The sequence below is a fragment of the Duganella levis genome, from assembly GCF_009857605.1.
GTDB lineage: Bacteria > Pseudomonadota > Gammaproteobacteria > Burkholderiales > Burkholderiaceae_D > Rugamonas > Rugamonas levis.
Map to the genome: position 1 here is coordinate 75,574 of NZ_WWCT01000005.1, position 17,726 is coordinate 93,299.

A 17,726-nucleotide genomic window follows, 5' to 3' on the forward strand; every position below is an offset into this window, starting at 1 on the left:
TGTCGACAGGTCTAGCTTACCATAATCACAACCTTATTTCTTCTGCCTCCACGCGTGTCTGCACCAGGATCTTCTTGATCTCCGGGACGCAGGAACCGCAATTGCCGCCGGCTTTCAGGCAAGCCGTCACTTCCGGCACGGTCTTCAGGTCTTTCTCGATGATGGCATTGCAGATGGTGTTGCGGCCGACGCCGAAGCATGAGCACACGGTGGGCCCGGTATCCGCCCCCTTCTCCACCGGCATGCCGACCAGCAGGCCGACACGATCGATCTCGCTGAGCTGCTCCTTGGCGAACAGGCTGGCCAGCCACGCGCGCGACGGCATGTCCTGGCGCGGCGACAGGAAGATACACTGCGCGATGCGGTCGTCCACCACGTGCACTGCGCGGTACACGCCGGCGGTCTTGTCTTCGTATTCCAGCCAGTCGGCATCCAGATCCTCCACGCCCAGCAGCGCGCGCGCCCATGCGGCATGGTCCTTGATGGTGTTGCGGCCGGCCAGCTCGTAGCGCGCAAACTCGCGGCCCTGGATGCGGGTCCAGTGGGCGATGCTGTCGAGGTTCACCTCATCGCGGCTCAGGATGAAGCCATGCCAGTTGACGCGGAACTGCTCGACGCGCACCGGCGTGTGCTTGAATTCAGGCTCGCCGGACACCGGATCGACCACCGGATTGACTACAGCACCCACGCGCGCATCGGATGCGGTCTGGCCGCTCCAGTGGATCGGAATGAACACGCTGCCGCGCGGGATGCCGCCACCATGCTGCACCCGCGCCACCATCGCGCCCCATTCGGACGTCACGCGCGCCAGTTCGCCCTCTTTCACGCCGCTGAGCAGCGCATCTTGCGGATGCATGTCGACGAAAGATTCGGCAATGTGATCGGCCAGCGTGGCGGATTTGCCGGTGCGGGTCATGGTATGCCACTGGTCGCGCACGCGGCCGGTGTTAAGCGACAGCGGATAGTCTTCGCTGACGGCGTGGCGCGGCAGGCGCGGCGCAGTGGCGATGAAGCGCGCCTTGCCGTCGGCATGGGCGAACACGCCATCCTTGAACAGGCGGACTTCCGTCTGCAACTCACCGGCGGCGTTGCGGCGAACCGGCCACTGCACCGGTTCCAGGTCATCGTACTCGCGCTGATTGAGGCCGGCCAGGCCGGACATATCGAACGCGCGCGGCACGTCGCCGATGGCGTTGCGGAAGCCGCTCAGGCGCGCATGTTCATCGAACACGCCGTGCTGGCCGCAGAAATCGAAACCGGTGTAGCCCATGCGCTGCGCGAACAGCGACAGGATCTGCCAGTCCGGCAGCGCCTCGCCCGGCGCTTGCAGAAAGGCGCGCTGGCGCGAAATGCGGCGCTCGGAGTTGGTGACGGTGCCGTCCTTCTCGCCCCAGCCCAGTGCCGGCAGCAGCACGTCGGCGTAGGCGGTGGTGTCGGTGTCCTGCATGATGTCGGACGAGATCACCAGTTCGCACTTATCCAGCGCGCGGCGCACCTGGTCGGCATCCGGCATGCTGACCACGGGATTGGTGGCGATCACCCACACCGACTTGACCTTGCCCTCTTCAATCGCCTTGAACAGGTCCACCGCTTTCAAGCCGCCCTTGTCGGCGATGGCCGGCGATTCCCAGAAGGTCTGCACCACGTCGCGGTGCTCGGCGCGTTCCAGGTCCATGTGCGCGGCCAGCATATTGGCCAGGCCGCCCACTTCGCGGCCACCCATGGCGTTGGGCTGGCCGGTGATCGAGAACGGTCCCATGCCCGGCTTGCCGATACGGCCGCCGATCAGGTGGCAGTTGATGATGGCGTTGGCCTTGTCGGTGCCGGCCGACGACTGATTGACGCCCATCGAGTAAGCGGTGATGGTCTTGGCGGTGGCGGCAAACAGTTCGTAGAACTCCAGCAGCAGCGGCAGTTCGATGCGGCAGATTTTCGCCACCACGGCGGGATCGGCGCAATCGGCGTTGGCCACGTCCAGCGCGGCGTCGAAGCCGTTGGTATGCTCGCCGATGAAGCGCGGATCGACCGCGCCGATGCGCGACAGATAACTCAGCAAGCCATTGAACAGCCACACATCGGTGCCCGCCTTGACCGGCAGGTGCAGGTCGGCCAGCTCGCAGGTGGCAGTGCGGCGCGGATCGATCACCACCAGCTTCATCTCGGGCCGCGCTTCCTTGGCCTTCAGGATGCGCTGGAACAGGATCGGATGGCACCACGCGGTGTTGGACCCCACCAGCACCACCATGTCGGCCAGTTCCAGGTCGTCGTAGCAGACCGGTACCAGGTCTTCGCCGAACGCGCGCTTATAGCCCGCCACGGCGGACGACATGCACAGGCGCGAGTTGGTGTCGATGTTGGCGCTGCCGACGTAACCCTTCATCAGCTTATTGGCGACGTAGTAGTCTTCCGTCAGCAGTTGGCCGGAGACGTACAGCGCCACCGCATCCGGCCCATGCTCGGCGATGATGTCCTTCCACGCATCGGCGACTTTGCCCAGTGCGTCGTCCCACGACACGCGCCGCAGGCCATCGGCCTCGCGCACCTGTGGGTACAGCAGACGGCCTTCCAGCCCGACAGTCTCGCCCAGCGTGGAACCTTTCACGCACAGGCGCCCCTTGTTCGCCGGGTGCAGCTTGTCGCCGGCGATAGCGAACGTGCCATCGTCCCGGGGTGTGGCCTGCACGCCGCAGCCCACGCCGCAGTATGCGCAAGTAGTACGGATGGCCAAATGGTCGGTGGACAGGTTCAAAGCGATTCCTTCAGGCGGCCCGGCTGGACAAGGCTTCGCCAAATAACAGGGTTTGACGGATAGGCGTGATATCGCTGCGGTTCTGGATCAGGTTGAAATACCACGGACCGTCCTTGACGTCGCCATACAGCACGGCGCCGGTGACGCGGCCGTCCTTGATCACAAGCCGCTTGTAAACGCCGCGGCGCGCATCGCGCAGTACCAGGTCTTCGCTGCCTTCGCCGCCGATAAAATCACCCACCGAATACAGATCGACGCCAGTCACCTTCAGGCGCGTCGGCGAGGTTTTCTGCACATAGCGGCGCACGCCGGCGCCGGCCAGATGCGCGCCACAGACGCGGGCCTGGTCCCAGATCGGCGCCACCAGGCCGAAGGTGGCGCTGCGGTGCTGCACGCATTCGCCAACGGCATAGACGCGCGGGTCGTAGGTTTGCAGCGTATCGTCCACCACGATGGCGCGTTCGCAGTGCAGGCCCGCCGCCTTGGCCAGTTCGATATTCGGACGCACGCCGGCGGTCATCACCACCAGGTCCGCCGGGATCTCGGAGCCGTCCTTGAAGCGTACACCGGTCACGCGGTCCGGGCCGAGAATCGAGTCGGTCTGCGCACCCATCATGAATTTCAGGCCCTTCGCTTCCAGCGCTTTTTGCAACAGCGAGGCAGCGGGTTTGTCGAGCTGCTGGTTCATCAGCGCGTCGGTCACGTGGACCACGGTCACGTTCATGCCCTGGCGTTGCAGGCCGTTGGCCGCTTCCAGCCCAAGCAGGCCGCCGCCGATCACCACCGCGTTGCGATGATTGCGCGCCATGGCCAGCATGTTCTCCACGTCCTGGATATCGCGGAAGGCCAGCACACCGTTCAGCTGGTGGCCCGGCACCGGAATGATGAAGGGCTTGGAGCCGGTGGCGATCAGCAGGCGGTCGTAGCGCACTTCCAGCCCGGACTTGGCGCGCACGATGCGCTGGCGGCGGTCGATATGCTCGACCGGATCGCCGGCATGCAGCGTAATCCCATGCTGCACATACCACTCGCGGGTGTTGAGCATGATGTCTTCCATGCTCTTCTCGCCCGCCAGCACCGGCGACAGCAGGATGCGGTTGTAGTTACCATGCGGCTCGGCGCCGAACACGGTGATGTCGTACATATCCGGCGCCAACTTGTACAGCTCCTCGACCGTGCGCATGCCGGCCATGCCGTTGCCGATGACGACCAGTGCGGGTTTCACAGGCCGACCCAGACTTTGCCGTCGGCGATACGGGCAGGATAGGTGCCCACCGAATGCTCCGGCGCTTCCACGCACTCGCCGGTTTGCAGGTCGAAGTGCTGCTTGTAGATCGGCGAGGCGACCACGATACGCTCGCCCAGCGAACCGACCAGGCCACGCGACAGCACCGACGCTTCCGAATTCGGATCATAGTTATCGATGGCGAACACGCGCGGGCCGCCATCGTCGACGTGGAACACGGCGACCTGCGCGTCGTTCAGCAACGCGCACACGCCGGTGTTGGGGACGATGTCGTCCAGGTTGCAGACGGCGATCCAGTTATCGGTTTGAATATCACGATGCATTATCTTCTCCTCAAACGACTGCGATAGGGATCACGCGCTTGCGCTCTTCCACGGTGGCCGGACGAATCTGGCCGCGCTCCTGCATGAACAACACGTTCTCGTCGCCCTTGTCGCTGTTGACGAAGTGGCGGAAGCGTTTGCGGGTCTCAGGATTTTCCACGGCCTCTTTCCACTCGCACGCGTAGGTATTGACTACGTGCTGCATGTCGGCTTCCAGTTCGGCGCCGATGCCCAGCTTGTCCTGCACCACCACCTGCTTCAGGTAATCCAGGCCGCCCTCCAGATTCTCGCGCCAGGTGCTGGTGCGTTGCAGGCGGTCGCCGGTGCGGCTGTAGAACATCAGGAAGCGGTCGATGTATTTGATCAGCGTTTCCTTGTCCAGTTCCGTCGCCAGTAGCTCGGCGTGGCGCGGCTTCATGCCGCCGTTGCCGGCCACGTAAAGGTTCCAGCCTTTTTCGGTGGCGATGATGCCGACGTCCTTGCCCTGCGCTTCCGCGCATTCGCGGGTGCAGCCGGACACGCCGAACTTGATCTTGTGCGGCGTGCGCAAACCCTTGTAGCGGTTTTCCAGTTCAATCGCCAGGCCGATGGAATCATCGACGCCGTAACGGCACCAGGTCGAACCGACGCAGGACTTCACCGTGCGCAGCGACTTGCCGTAGGCGTGGCCGGACTCGAAGCCGGCAGCGATCAGTTCTTCCCAGATCAGCGGCAGCTGCTCGACGCGTGCGCCAAACAGGTCGACCCGTGCACCGCCGGTGATCTTGGTGTACAGGCCATACTTCTTGGCCACCATGCCGACTGCGATCAGGCCATCGGCGGTCACTTCACCGGCCGGCATGCGCGGCACCACCGAGTAGGTGCCGTCCTTCTGGATATTGCCGAGGAAGTAGTCGTTGGTGTCCTGCAAGCTGGCGTGTTCCTTCTTCAGCACGAAGTCGTTGTACACCGTGGCCAGGATGCTGGCCGCCAGCGGTTTGCAAACGTCGCAACCCAGGCCTTTGCCATGCTTGTGCAGCAGGTCGTTGAAGGTCTTGACCTGGCCGACTTTAATCAGGTGGAACAGCTCCTGGCGCGAGTAGGCAAAGTGTTCGCACACATGGTTGTTCACTTCCATGCCCTGCTTCTTCATCTCGGCCTTCATCACCTGCGTCACCAGCGGCACGCAGCCGCCGCACGCGGTGCCGGCGGTGGTGCAGGATTTCAGCGCGCCGATGGTGGTGGCGCCGTCGGCCACGGCAGCGCACAGCTGGCCCTTGGAGATGTTATTGCAGGAGCAGATCTGCGCGCTGTCCGGCAGCGCGTCCACGCCCAGCGCCGGCCTGGCCGCGCCGTCCGACTGCGGCAGGATCAGGAACTCCGGCGACTCCGGCAGCTCGATCTTGTTCAACATCATTTGCAGCAGCGTGCCGTATTCGGCGGCGTCGCCCACCATCACGCCGCCCAGCAGGTACTTGCCGCAGCTGGACACCACGATCTTCTTGTAGATCTGCTTGCGCTCATCGATGAACTGATACGAGTGGCTGCCCTCTTCCTTGCCGTGCGGGTCGCCGATCGAGGCCACGTCCACGCCCATCAGCTTCAACTTGGTGCTCATGTCGGCTCCGGCGAATTCCGCCGCTTCGCCCAGCATATGCTTGGCAGCGACGCGCGCCATCTCGTAGCCCGGCGCCACCAGGCCGAAGATCAAGCCGCCCCACAGCGCGCATTCGCCAATCGCGTAGACGTCAGGATCGGAAGTGACGCAGTTGTTATTGATCTCGATGCCGCCGCGCGGACCGATTGCCAGGCCGGCTTCCTTGGCCAGCATATCGCGTGGACGGATACCGGCCGAGAACACGATCATGTCCACGTCCAGATGGCCGCCATCGGCGAACTCCATGCGGTGCGTGCCGTCGACGCCATCGACAATGGCGGTGGTGTTCTTGCCCGTGTGGACAGTCACGCCCAGCTCTTCGATTTTACGGCGCAGCACACGGCCGCCGTGATCGTCCACCTGCACCGCCATCAGGCGCGGCGAGAATTCCACGACGTGCGTTTCAAGCTTCATATCGCGCAAGGCTTTCGCGCATTCGAGGCCCAGCAGGCCGCCGCCGATCACCACGCCGGTCCTGGCGCGCTGGCCGCATTCCAGCATCGCTTCCAGGTCTTCGATGGTGCGGTAGACGAAGCAGTCCTTGCGCTCCTTGCCCGGCAGCGGCGGTACGAACGGGAATGAGCCGGTGGCGATCACCAGTTTGTCGTAGGCTAGAACCTCGCCCTGGGCGGTGGTGACGGTTTTGCCTTCGGTGTCGATGGCGGTGGCGCGGGTGTTCAGTCGCAGCACCATGTCGTCGCGTTCAAAGAAGCCGGGCTTCACCAGCGACAGGTCATCCGCCGATTTACCGGAGAAAAATTCGGAAAGGTGCACACGGTCGTAGGCGGCGCGCGGCTCTTCGCACAACACCGTCACCTGCAAGTTGGCGGCGCCACTGGTGGCCAGGCTTTCCAGGAATTTGTGGCCAACCATGCCATGGCCGATAACGATAATTTTCATGATGCGATTCCTTTAAGCGGTAGCGACGGCGGTTTCTTGTACGGTGGCGCTGCTGAAGCGCGCAGCTAGTGCACACAGGGCGGAGATGGCGACCAGCACGCCCAGGATGCTCAGGGTCTGCTGCACGTCGCCGGTGCCTTTCATCAGGAAGCCGGCAGCGACCGCACCGACATTGCCGCCTGCGCCGATGATGCCGGCCACGCCGCCGAGGGCGCGCTTGTCGATGAACGGCACCACGGCGTAGGTCGCGCCGCAAGCCATGTGGGTGAACAGGCCAAAGAACAGCATCGCCGCCACTGCCAGCATGGGGTTGCCGGCGTGAGCGAACATCAGCAGGCCGGCGCCTTCGCCCAGCATCAGCACGAACAGCAACGTGACGCGGTTATTCAGGTTGCCGCCGGCGGCGAATTTGTCCGACACCCAGCCGCCCAGCGCGCGGGCGAACAGCGCCAGCAAGCCAAAGCTGCCGGCCGCCATGCCAGCTTGCGCCAGCGTCAGTTGGAAGTGGTCGACGTAGTAGATAGCGGCGATGTTGTGGATGAAGATCTCGATGCCGAAGCAGGCGCCATAGGTGATGAACAGCAGCCATACGCGGTAGTTAGACGCGGCCAGCTTGAACGAGTCCCAGCCGCCTTTCTTTCCGCCCTCAATGGTGACGCCGGCGGCGCGCAGCTCGCTGAAGTTCCCTTGCGGGCAGTCCTGCGTGTAGCGGTAGTAGACAAAGGCCATGACGATCATCAGTACGCCCGGCACGATCAGCGCGGCGCGCCAGCCGAAGCCTTCGCTCACGCCCAGCATGACCATGGCCGTCATCAACAGCGGCATGGCTGCTTGCGCGACGCCGCCGCCAGCATTACCCCAGCCTGCGGCGGCCGCATTAGCGGTGCCCACCACCTTCGGCGCGAACATCACCGAGGTATGGTACTGCGTGATGACGAAGCTGGCGCCGGCCGCGCCGATGGCGAGGCGGAAGAACAAAAAGCTCTCGTAGCTCTGCGCGAAAGCGACACCGATCACCGGGATGGAACCCAGCAGCAGCAAGCCGGTATAGGCTTTGCGCGGGCCGAAGTGGTCGCACAGCGGGCCGACGATCAGCCGCACAAGGATGGTGACGGCAACGGCGGCGATATTGATATTGGCGATCTGCCCTGGCGTCAGGCCGAATTCCCCTTTAATCACCGGCATCAGCGGCGCGCAGGCAAACCACGCGAAGAAGCAGACGAAGAACGCCATCCAGGTCAAGTGGAACGCCCGCATCTGAGGCGTTGAAAACGAAAAGAGCTTGATGCTGGTAGCTTTGCTGGCCATGTTTTATCCCGTTCAGAAAACAAAAAGGCGTCCGCGCAACCGGGCCTCAAAGACCGGGTTGGGCGGACGCCGTTGTCCTGCCAGTCCGTCCTTGGACCAGCTATGTATTCATGTACTTCAGGGAGATCGCCGTTGATCCCTTGCGCTTACAGTCGCAAGAGTCGTGCCAGAGGCTGGAGGCCGCATCTACAGAGGGAATGCGTGTACGGAGGATGAGGGCCGCCATGGGGCGGCGCTATGTTGCGGTGCACCGCGCACACTATCGGTGCGCATTCACGGTGCGTGCTTCAGATGTCGGGGACGGGGTTGGCGCCGCTGACCAGGTCATATTCCTTGCCATTGAAGTGGTAGCGGGCGCTGGTCTTGGTGTTGCTCTTGACGTGTTCAACGAAATCGCCGTTTTTCTCTTCCGTCACCGTGTACCGTTTGTCGCCGAAGTTAACCACGATATCGTTATATCCGCTCTGCTGCGCTTCGGCGGCGAAGCTGATAGCCCCGGCCACATTCCAGCATTCGTCCACGGCCGGCCCGCAAGCGCCTTCGTTGGTGGAAGCTTCGTTGAAGCCGCCGAGACTACGCACATTGGCGCCCAGTTCAAAAATATCGGCGTGGGTGATGGCATAGCCTTGCCACACGCCGCCATTGGAAACAATGAATCCCAGCTTGCCCGGCGCCAGCGTCACCCATTTCACGCTGCCGATAAAGCCTTCCGACCCCAGTGCCGCGACACTTTGTTGGCGCTGCCGCACCACCCAATGGTCACCTTCGCGCTGCAACAGGTAGACATTCAACACGCCGGAGTCGGCATGGCTCGCCATGTTCGAGCCATCGTCGGCAGCGACTGCACCGTTGACAATCAGGACGACGCGACCATCGGGCAGCTGCGTGTTGGCGACGGATGTCATCACATGGGGAATCTCGCTGCCATCGACAACCAGGGTGGCGAGGGCTTTCTTGTCCGCCGCCTTGTAGGCATCGCCAAACACGGCCTGCATCAGCTCTGCGCTGTTGATTTTGGCAGCGGCAGGCGGCTGCGGCGCGACCGGCGCTGCGGGCTTGGGCGGTTCGACAGGCTTTTCCTCACGATTGCAAGCGGCCAGGCCTGCGGCCACAAACAAGGTCAATACGAGATTTTTCATCGGGGTGGTGATTTTGCAAATAGATCAACATTGTCACATAAATCCCCGAAACAGATGCGCAAACGTGCGGCTGACTGTCAGCACCTCGCTGCTGCCTTTGACAAGAACGTTGAGACGTTCGTTTTCGGCTCGCTCGACCGCTGCGATGGCATGGGCGTTGACGATGGTGCCACGGTGGATTTGCCAGAACAGCTCCGGGTCCAGCCCTTCCAGCAGGTCTTTCAAGGCCACGCGGATCACTGCTTCGCCGTCCGCCAGCACCACGCGGGTGTATTTCGTGTCCGATTGCAGGAACAGCACGTCGCTGACATTAATCAGGCGAATCTGCCTGCCAACGCTGGCCTTCAGCCATTTGAGGCGCTGCGGCGCGGGCCGGGCGAGTTCATTCAGCACCGGCGCCAGCGCCAGCGCAGCGGGAGCCTGCACGCGATGCCGCAGGCGGTCTACCGTGCGCTCCAGCGCCGTCAACTCCACTGGCTTGAGCAGATAGTCCACCGCGCCGCGCTGGAAGGCTTCAAGCGCGTGCTGGTCATAGGCCGTTACAAACACGATGTGGGAGCGCTCGGCGATGCGGCGCGCCACTTCCAGTCCGGTCAGGCCCGGCATCTGGATGTCGAGGAAGACCACATCCGGCGTGTGTTCAAGCCATGCGTCCCAGGCGTCGTTACCGTTTTCCGCCACCGAGACGACGCGTCCCTGCGGCCAGGCCTGCGCCAGTTGTGCCAGCAGCCGTTCACGCATGAGCGGCTCGTCTTCGGCAATCAGAATGGATGGTTTATCGTTCATGGGGAAGATAGAGTCGGGCGACCACGCCGCCTGACGTATTCTCTTCGATCGTCAGGCGCGCATTGTCGCCATAGGTCAGCGCCAGCCGGTCATGGATATGTTGCAGGCCGACGCCCTGCCCGACCGTCTCGCCGAAGCCGGCGCCGGTGTCGGCCACCTTCACCACCACGTGGTGCTCCTGCTTTTCGGCGGTGATGTCGATGCGTCCACCGGCCGGCTGGCGCTCTATCCCGTGCTTGACGGCGTTTTCCACCAGCGTTAGCAGCAGTGCGGTCGGCAGTGGGAAGTCCGCCAGTTCGGGTGGATAGTGGATGGCGAACTGCAGGCGCTGGCCCAACCGCACCTGCATGATGCGCAGGTAGGCGTCGCAGATCGCACTGTCGTCGGCGATGCTGATGGTGTCGGCGCGCAGACTGGTCATGGTCGCGCGCAGGAAGGTGATCAGCTGCGCGGTCAGGTCGGCGGCCAGCGGCGCCTTGTCCTCTGCCAGTTGCTGGACGGCGCCGAGGGTATTGAACAGGAAGTGCGGCTCGATTTGCGCCTTCATCAGGCGCAGTTCCGCTTCCAGTTGCTGGCGGTTGGCTCGTTCGCGCTCCAGGTTCAGGCGGTCGCCGGTCAGCAGGATGGCCGACTTCATGATGTGGCTTTGCGCCAGCAGCAATGCCATCAGCGACAGGCCAACCATTACGCCTAGCGGGATATTCCACTGCACTTCCGGCGGCGCCGGTTCGTCGGCGTGGATGCCGGCACTGAAGCCGTTGACGAAGTCCTGCGCGGCGTCGGCGCAGATGATGATCAGGTAGCCGATGACGGCGCCGAGCAGCAGCATCACGGCGAGGCGCGCGACCGGCCGCGCAGCGTTGGAAGGATCACGGTCCGGCAACGGAACGCCGAACAACCAGCAGGCAGCGTTAAACAGTTTCGGTTTCATGGCGAACGTAGTTTTTGTTGATCACATGCGAAGCCTACGCCCCGCAACGCGGCCTGACAGCATACATGAGACGAACGACGGTTTGGTATCCACCAACGACGATTGCGCGCTATACTTAGTTGCCAAATACTTAAATGGATGTTGGATGGATCAGCCGGACTACAGCAAATACTCGGAACCAGAACTCCGCCAGATTCGCAAACATATCGACGCCGACCGCTACCCGGAACGCGTCGCAGAAATCGAAGCCCGCCTCGCCACACTGGCCGCCGCGCCGCGCGAGATTCCTGCCATTGAAGAAGGACCGGCGCTGCCGGCCACTGTCGCCGGCGTTTGGCGCCGCATCGGCGCCTTCCTCATCGATTCGCTGATACTCGCCCTGATTGGCGCGATTATCGGCGCCTGCCTGCGCGACCAGTTGATGGCGCTTGGACTGTGGGGCCGCATCGTGGGATTTGTCATCGCCACCTGCTACTTCGGCGTACCGCAAAGCCGTATCGGCGGCGGCCAGTCGCTGGGCATGAGAATCCTTGGACTGCGGGTTATCCGGCCCGACGGCGCGGCGCTGGGCCTGGGCGCCTCGCTCCTGCGCGCTGCCATTTTCTGCCTGGCCTATTTCCTGAGTAACTTGCCTGCCGCCTTCACCTCGCTCAATGAATGGATCGCTTCCGGCTTATCGATGCTGCTATTCGGCGTGACCTTCTGCGTGTTCTATCTTCTGCTCTTCAATCGCAGGACGCGGCAATCGCTGCACGACCTGGCCGTGGGCGCGTTCGTCGTCCGAACGACACGTGGGCCGCTGGCGCTGCCGGCAGCGCATATCTGGCGTGGCCATGCCGCCGTCGTCGCGGCATCGCTGGCGGCCTTCTGCGCAGCGGGCGTGTGGATGGCGCGACCAGGGGCAACCGACACTGCGCTCGGCGGCATGCTGCGTGTTCAGCACGTGGTGATGGAACTCCCCGGCGTGACCGGCGCCACCGTCATGGTCAGCGCCAACCTGGGTGACGGCGGCGGCTTCAATCTCCTCAACATCAATGCCATCGTCGACACTTCAACACCGGACCGCGAAGCACTGGCAAGGCGCATCGCCAAACTCGCGCTGGAAAACTACGCCAATGCCAAGCAAATGAAAACTGTTACCGTGACACTCACTTCCGGCTTCGACATCGGCATTGCGAAGTTCTGGCAAAGCCAAAACTACACCCATACGCCGCAGGAGTGGCGCGTGGCGGGACTGCCGTGATGCGCCGCCGCCTCCTGGCAGCCGGCGCCGCACTGCTGGCCACCTCCACCTCAGCTTTTTCCGCGCGCGTGCTGGATGAAGCGCCAATCACCATCGATGGCCAGCCGCGCCGCTACTATCATCTTCACGATACAGAGGCCGCCAGCAAGGCCACGCCGATACTGCTGATCAGCGGTTCGGGATGCAAGGACTTCGGCAGCCGCGTGCCGTTCTTCTTCGAGCGCTATCCGGCGCCGGTGGATGTCTACTTCCTGGAGAAGACCGGCATCAATAAAGGCGATAACAGCGAGACCTGCTCCGTCGCTTACAACTCGATGGATTATCTGGAACGCCGCGTCAGCGATAACCTGGCCTTCATCGACAGCCTGCCCGCGCTGAAGGCACTGCCTGCGCGCAGCCTGGCAGTGTTGGGCTTTTCGGAAGGCGGCACAGTGGCGCCGCTGGTGGCCTTGCGCAGTCCGAAAATCGGCTGGCTTGCAACCGGAGGCAGCGGCGGCCTGCCGCAAAGCGAAGGCTTTCTGATCTTTGCCGATCGCGGTGTGGCGCCGTATGCGAATCCGCTTTCGCGCGCACTGTTCCTGAAAACCTTCGCTGCCATTAAGGCCGATCCGGACAGCCTGGAAAAAGAATTCATGGGTCACGCCTACCTTTACTGGAGTTCGCACCTGTTCTACGATCCGCTGCCCACCTATCGCCAGCTGGACATTCCGATCACCGCGGCGATGGGCGAGAAGGACGAGAGTGAAGCGATCGAATCCGGCCGCGCCTTGCGCGACGACTTTGCCAAACATCCGGACAAGGACTTCACCTTCATCGAATACCCCAACGCCAGCCACACGCTACAAGCGCCGGACCAGCCGCACCTGCAAGACTATGTCGCCAGCCTGGCCGCTTGGTTCAAGCGGCAGCGGCCAGCGCCGCGTTGACCATTTCGTCGATCTCGCCGGTGATGTTGGACAGCACGCCGGCCACCACGGAGAACTCCTTGCCGGCCTGTCCTGCGCGCGCCGCCACAATGCGCGCGTTGAACGCCACCATGCGCGCCTGGCGGTTGATGGTTTCGATATCCGTAATCACGCCGCGCAGTTGCTTGCGCACCTGCCGCGCATTCTGCTTGGCCTGTTCTTCATAGATGCCGGTGATCGCATTCAGGATCGCCAGCGTCGGCGTGGTGATGCGCACCAGTTCCGCCAGCAGTTCCGCCGCCTGCGATGATTCCTGTGCAATCGCCTTCAAGGTGCGTTCACCCAGATCGGCAAAGGCGACGATCTGCTTGTCGCCATCCATCTTGCCGAAGTAAGCCTCGCGCAGCTCCGGGCAGAACACGCCCGGCAAGCCGTCCGCATCGCTCAGCAGCGACTTGTGCGCGCCGCGAAACAGCGACAATGCTTCCCGCGCCGTTGCGTCACTGCCCTCCTGCCCCTGCGACGCCAGCAACGCATACAGCACGATGCGCTGTGACGTGAAGCGGCGCCGCCCGGACAGGTTGATCAAGGCACTGAATACCTCACCACTCAACGCTTTGCTGGCGACGCTCTCCATCATGCGGCTTCCTTCGCAGGATGCGCCTGTTTGCGATACAGGAATTCCAACACCGCGGTGCGGTATTCCATGTACTTCGCATCCGCCGCCAGGGCCACGCGGTCGCGCGGACGATCCAGCTGCACGTTGACGATTTCGCCGATGGTGGCGGCCGGGCCGTTGGTCATCATGACGATGCGGTCGGACAGCAACACCGCCTCATCAACATCGTGGGTCACCATCACCACGGTGGACTTGGTGGCGGCGACGATCTTCAGCAGCTCGTCCTGCAAGTGCGCGCGGGTCAGCGCATCCAGCGCGCCGAACGGTTCGTCCATCAGCAGCACTTTCGGTTCCATCGCCAGCGCGCGGGCGATGCCGACGCGCTGCTTCATGCCGCCCGAGATTTCATGCGGCCGCTTGGTCTCGGCATGCGTCAGGCCCACCAGCGCCAGTGCAGCCATGGTGCGTTCGCGCAGCTGCGCTTTCGATTCCGCCTTGCCAAACACCCGTTCCACGCCGAGATACACATTCTCATAGCACGTCAGCCATGGCAACAGCGAGTGATTCTGGAACACCACCGAACGCTCCGGCGACGGCCCGGCGATTTCGCGGTTGGCGCACAACAGTACGCCGTCACTCGGTTGCAGCAGGCCGGCGATCAGGTTGAGCAAGGTCGACTTCCCACAGCCCGAGTGGCCGATCAGCGTAATGAATTCGCCCTTGGCCACTTTGAGGTCGATCTCGCGCAACGCATGGAACACGCCCTTCCTGGTGTGGAAAACCATCTCCACGCCTTCGATATCGATGAATCGTGATTCGTCCATGATCGCGCTCCTTAGTTGGATACTTGTTCGTAGGTGAAGGCACGGGCCAGCGCCATCAGCGCCTGCTCCAGCAGCAGCCCCACCAGGCCAATCGATACGATGGCGATAATGATGTGCGGGACATTCAGGTTGTTCCACTCGTCCCACAGCCAGAAGCCGATGCCCACGCCGCCGGTCAGCATTTCGGCCGCGACGATCACCAGCCACGCGGTGCCGATCGACAGCCGCACGCCGGTCAGAATGTATGGCAGCGCCGATGGCAGCAGGATCTTGGTCAGCACCTTCCACTCCGACAGGTTGAGCACCCTCGCCACGTTCATGTAATCCTGCGGCACGCGCTGCACGCCGACGGCGGTGTTGATGATCATCGGCCAGATCGAGCAGATGAAGATCGACCAGATCGCCGCCGGGTTAGCGGATTTGAACACCAGCAGCCCAATCGGCAACCACGCCAGCGGCGACACCGGTTTCAGCAAACTGATAATCGGTCCGAACATGCTGCCGACGAATTGCACGCGGCCGATCAGGAAGCCGAGCGGAATGCCGACCAGCGCCGCCAGGCCGAAGCCCACGCCCACGCGCTGCAAGGACGCCAGCAGGTTCCAGCCGATGCCCTGGTCATTCGGGCTAGTGCGGTAGAACGGATCGGAGAACAGCTTGACCGCTTCCGCCAGCGTGGCGGCCGGCGTCGGGAAGGTGGCGTTGTTCACGGTGATCAGCTGCCATACGGCGACCAGCAAGGCCGCCCCCACCAGCGGCGCGACGATTTTCATGACGATGGCGGAGACCTGCCGGCGCGCGCGCGCCGTGCCGTTGGCGGCCAGCGGGCGACGTGGACGGCGGGCGGGCGCGGCAGCGGTGGCATCGGCGGTAGCAACGGCCGCAACTGCAGGCGCCGGGTTATCCGGTTCTAGCATAGCGTTCATCAGATGCTCCTGTTATCAGGCTTTGATCTTGAACGAGGCGGCGAACGCTTTCGGGTTCTTGCCGTCCCACACTGAACCGTCCATCAGTTTCGAGGTACGCAGAGGGCTCTTAGGTACAGGCGTTTTGGTCATGGTGGCCGCATCCTTGTACAAGTCGATCTGGTTGACCGAGGTCGCCACGGCCAGGTAATCCGGATCGTCCTTCAGCAGGCCCCAGCGGCGGTGCTGCGTCATAAACCACATGCCGTCCGACAGGTACGGGAAGTTGACCGCGCCGTCGTTGTAGAACTTCATGTGATTCGGATCGTCCCAGGTCTTGCCCAGGCCATTCTGGTAACGGCCCATGATGCGCTGGTCGATCGCATCCTTGCTGGTGTTGACGTAGGATTTATCGGCGATCACCTCGGCCATCTTGTTCTTGTTGGCCAGCGACGCATCGATCCATTTGCCTGCATCCAGAATCGCCGCCATCATGGCGCGGCAGGTGTTCGGATACTTCTTGGCGAATTCCAGCGTGGAGCCCAGCACCTTCTCCGGGTGGTCCTTCCAGATATCCTGCGTGGTGGTGGCGGTGATGCCCACGCCGTCCATGATGGCGCGATGGCCCCACGGTTCGCCGACGCAGAAGCCGTCCATATTCCCGACCCGCATATTGGCCACCATCTGCGGCGGCGGTACGGTGATGACCTTGGCGTCCTTCATCGGATTGATGCCGTTGGCGGCCAGCCAGTAGTACAGCCACATGGCGTGGGTGCCGGTCGGGAAGGTCTGCGCGAAGGTGTACTCGCGCTTATCGGTCTGCATCAGCTTTGCCAGCGATGGACCATCGACGCCGCCCTTATCGGCGATTTTCTTCGATAGCGTGATCGCCTGGCCGTTGTTATTGAGGCCCATCAGCACCGCCATGTCCTTCTTCTGGCCGCCGATACCCATCTGCACGCCGTAAAGGAGACCATACAGAACATGGGCTGCATCCAGATCGCCATTCGACAGCTTGTCGCGCACGCCGGCCCACGAGGCCTCTTTACTCAGCACGAATTTGACGCCGTATTTTTTATCGAAGCCCAGCACCGACGCCATCACCACGGAGGCGCAATCGGTCAGCGGAATGAAGCCGATCTTGACTTCTTCTTTCTCCGGCTTGTCCGACCCTGCGGCCCATACGCCCCCCGTTGCCAATCCCAACATGCTTCCTCCCGCTACCAGACCTGCACCATGAATAATTTTCCTGCGTGTGACGTCGACCTCGACGTCGTTTGCTGCGAGCTCAGTATGCTTCATGGCTATCCCTTCTGGTAGTCGTCTATAACTATTGGGCCAAAAAAAACGCCTACCCTCACGAACGAATTCATGATCTGGTAGACGTCATTGTCTGGTGGGCCCTACCGCCGTTGGCAAGGCACATCGTGCGCAGCATTGCGCTTACTTACAGCAATGCAATGTCCGTGCCAGCGGGGCTACAGAGGGGGAAGAGGAATAGACGGGCAAAAAAAATGCACCGAAAATGCGCGCTGCATCATTTTGGGGGGCATTTTTAGCCCAAGAGATCTTCGACGTCGAGGATGCGCTGCGCCACTTCGGACAGCTTGAGGTTTTTGCTCATGGCCATGGAGCGCAGCTTCTGATAGGCCTGCTCCTCGGTGAAGCGCTGGCGCTCCATCAGCAGGCCCTTGGCCTTTTCGATGACTTTGCGCTCGGCCAGCTTGCTCTTGGTATCGGACAGTTCATCCAGCAGCTTCTGCTCGCGCTTGAACTGCGCCAGCGCCACTTGCAGCACCGGCTTGATGCGCTCGCCCTGCAAGCCGGCGACGATGTAGGCCGACACGCCTGCTTCCACTGCGGCCTCCATGCTTTCCGGGTCCTGGTCTTCGGTGAACATGACGATCGGGCGGCGCTCGTCGCGGGTGGCGATGACGATATGCTCCAGCACATCGCGCGCATCCGATTCGGCATCGACGATGATCATGTCCGGCTGGAGTTGCGCGATGCGCTCGGGCAAGTACATATCCGGCGGCAGCGAGGCGACAATGTCGTAGCCCGCCTCCAGCAAACCGATGCGCAGCACGCGCGCACGCTCGGCCTGCGCATGCAACGCTTCGTCGCCTTCGTCATGAATGACGGTGTTGACGACAACGATGCGCAATTTCGGCATGGCCGGCTGGGTTTTGGTGGTCATGCGCAGATTCTAAGT

15 protein-coding genes are annotated in these 17,726 nt (G+C 62.6%); 2 read left to right on the forward strand and 13 right to left on the reverse strand.

Features of this window, described 5'->3' with window-relative positions:
* Window positions 1-25: 25 nt before the first annotated feature.
* From GTP69_RS08425 to GTP69_RS08460, 8 genes are all read right to left on the reverse strand, one after another.
* Window positions 26-2,749, reverse strand: a complete 2,724-nt coding sequence (locus tag GTP69_RS08425) for a nitrate reductase (protein ID WP_161054459.1) — start codon at window positions 2,747-2,749, stop codon at window positions 26-28.
* Between the two features lie 10 nt (window positions 2,750-2,759).
* The gene (locus tag GTP69_RS08430; RefSeq protein WP_161054460.1) at window positions 2,760-3,974 is read right to left on the reverse strand and encodes an NAD(P)/FAD-dependent oxidoreductase; all 1,215 of its coding nucleotides are present in this window, start codon (window positions 3,972-3,974) and stop codon (window positions 2,760-2,762) included.
* Entirely contained in the window at window positions 3,971-4,318 is a 348-nt protein-coding gene (gene nirD, locus GTP69_RS08435; protein ID WP_110845394.1) for a nitrite reductase small subunit NirD, read from the reverse strand. Before nirD ends, GTP69_RS08430 begins: the two co-directional genes overlap by 4 nt.
* A 10-nt stretch (window positions 4,319-4,328) precedes the next feature.
* Window positions 4,329-6,854 carry a nitrite reductase large subunit NirB gene (nirB, locus tag GTP69_RS08440; RefSeq protein WP_161054461.1) on the reverse strand — a complete coding sequence of 842 codons (2,526 nt, stop codon included), beginning with the start codon at window positions 6,852-6,854 and terminating at the stop codon, window positions 4,329-4,331.
* A 12-nt stretch (window positions 6,855-6,866) separates the two neighbouring features.
* Complete coding sequence (locus GTP69_RS08445) at window positions 6,867-8,162, reverse strand: MFS transporter (RefSeq protein WP_161054462.1); 1,296 nt, start codon at window positions 8,160-8,162, stop codon at window positions 6,867-6,869.
* Between the two features lie 287 nt (window positions 8,163-8,449).
* The gene (locus tag GTP69_RS08450) at window positions 8,450-9,301 is read right to left on the reverse strand and encodes a hypothetical protein (RefSeq protein ID WP_161054463.1); all 852 of its coding nucleotides are present in this window, start codon (window positions 9,299-9,301) and stop codon (window positions 8,450-8,452) included.
* Between the two features lie 33 nt (window positions 9,302-9,334).
* Complete coding sequence (locus GTP69_RS08455; protein WP_161054464.1) at window positions 9,335-10,087, reverse strand: LytR/AlgR family response regulator transcription factor; 753 nt, start codon at window positions 10,085-10,087, stop codon at window positions 9,335-9,337.
* Window positions 10,077-11,018, reverse strand: a complete 942-nt coding sequence (locus tag GTP69_RS08460; RefSeq protein WP_161054465.1) for a sensor histidine kinase — start codon at window positions 11,016-11,018, stop codon at window positions 10,077-10,079. Before GTP69_RS08460 ends, GTP69_RS08455 begins: the two co-directional genes overlap by 11 nt.
* A gap of 145 nt (window positions 11,019-11,163) precedes the next feature.
* Between GTP69_RS08460 and GTP69_RS08465 the strand changes: the two genes are divergently transcribed.
* Entirely contained in the window at window positions 11,164-12,261 is a 1,098-nt protein-coding gene (locus tag GTP69_RS08465) for an RDD family protein (RefSeq protein WP_161054466.1), read from the forward strand.
* Window positions 12,261-13,187 carry an alpha/beta hydrolase family protein gene (locus GTP69_RS08470; protein ID WP_161054467.1) on the forward strand — a complete coding sequence of 309 codons (927 nt, stop codon included), beginning with the start codon at window positions 12,261-12,263 and terminating at the stop codon, window positions 13,185-13,187. Before GTP69_RS08465 ends, GTP69_RS08470 begins: the two co-directional genes overlap by 1 nt.
* Here the strand turns inward: GTP69_RS08470 and GTP69_RS08475 are convergent.
* The 5 genes from GTP69_RS08475 to GTP69_RS08495 all read right to left on the reverse strand — a co-directional run bounded on the left by GTP69_RS08475 (window position 13,159) and on the right by GTP69_RS08495 (window position 17,687).
* Entirely contained in the window at window positions 13,159-13,806 is a 648-nt protein-coding gene (locus GTP69_RS08475) for a methyl-accepting chemotaxis protein (RefSeq protein WP_161054468.1), read from the reverse strand. The two genes, GTP69_RS08470 and GTP69_RS08475, sit on opposite strands and share 29 nt — an antisense overlap.
* Window positions 13,803-14,609, reverse strand: a complete 807-nt coding sequence (locus tag GTP69_RS08480) for an ABC transporter ATP-binding protein (RefSeq protein ID WP_161054469.1) — start codon at window positions 14,607-14,609, stop codon at window positions 13,803-13,805. The genes GTP69_RS08475 and GTP69_RS08480 overlap by 4 nt, the downstream gene beginning before the upstream one ends.
* Before the next feature lie 11 nt (window positions 14,610-14,620).
* Window positions 14,621-15,535: a nitrate ABC transporter permease gene (gene ntrB / locus GTP69_RS08485; RefSeq protein WP_161054470.1), complete on the reverse strand. Its 915-nt coding sequence runs from the start codon at window positions 15,533-15,535 to the stop codon at window positions 14,621-14,623.
* A gap of 15 nt (window positions 15,536-15,550) precedes the next feature.
* Window positions 15,551-16,816 carry a CmpA/NrtA family ABC transporter substrate-binding protein gene (locus GTP69_RS08490; RefSeq protein WP_229260857.1) on the reverse strand — a complete coding sequence of 422 codons (1,266 nt, stop codon included), beginning with the start codon at window positions 16,814-16,816 and terminating at the stop codon, window positions 15,551-15,553.
* 253 nt (window positions 16,817-17,069) lie between these two features.
* Complete coding sequence (locus tag GTP69_RS08495) at window positions 17,070-17,687, reverse strand: ANTAR domain-containing response regulator (RefSeq protein ID WP_161054657.1); 618 nt, start codon at window positions 17,685-17,687, stop codon at window positions 17,070-17,072.
* Window positions 17,688-17,726 lie beyond the last annotated feature (39 nt).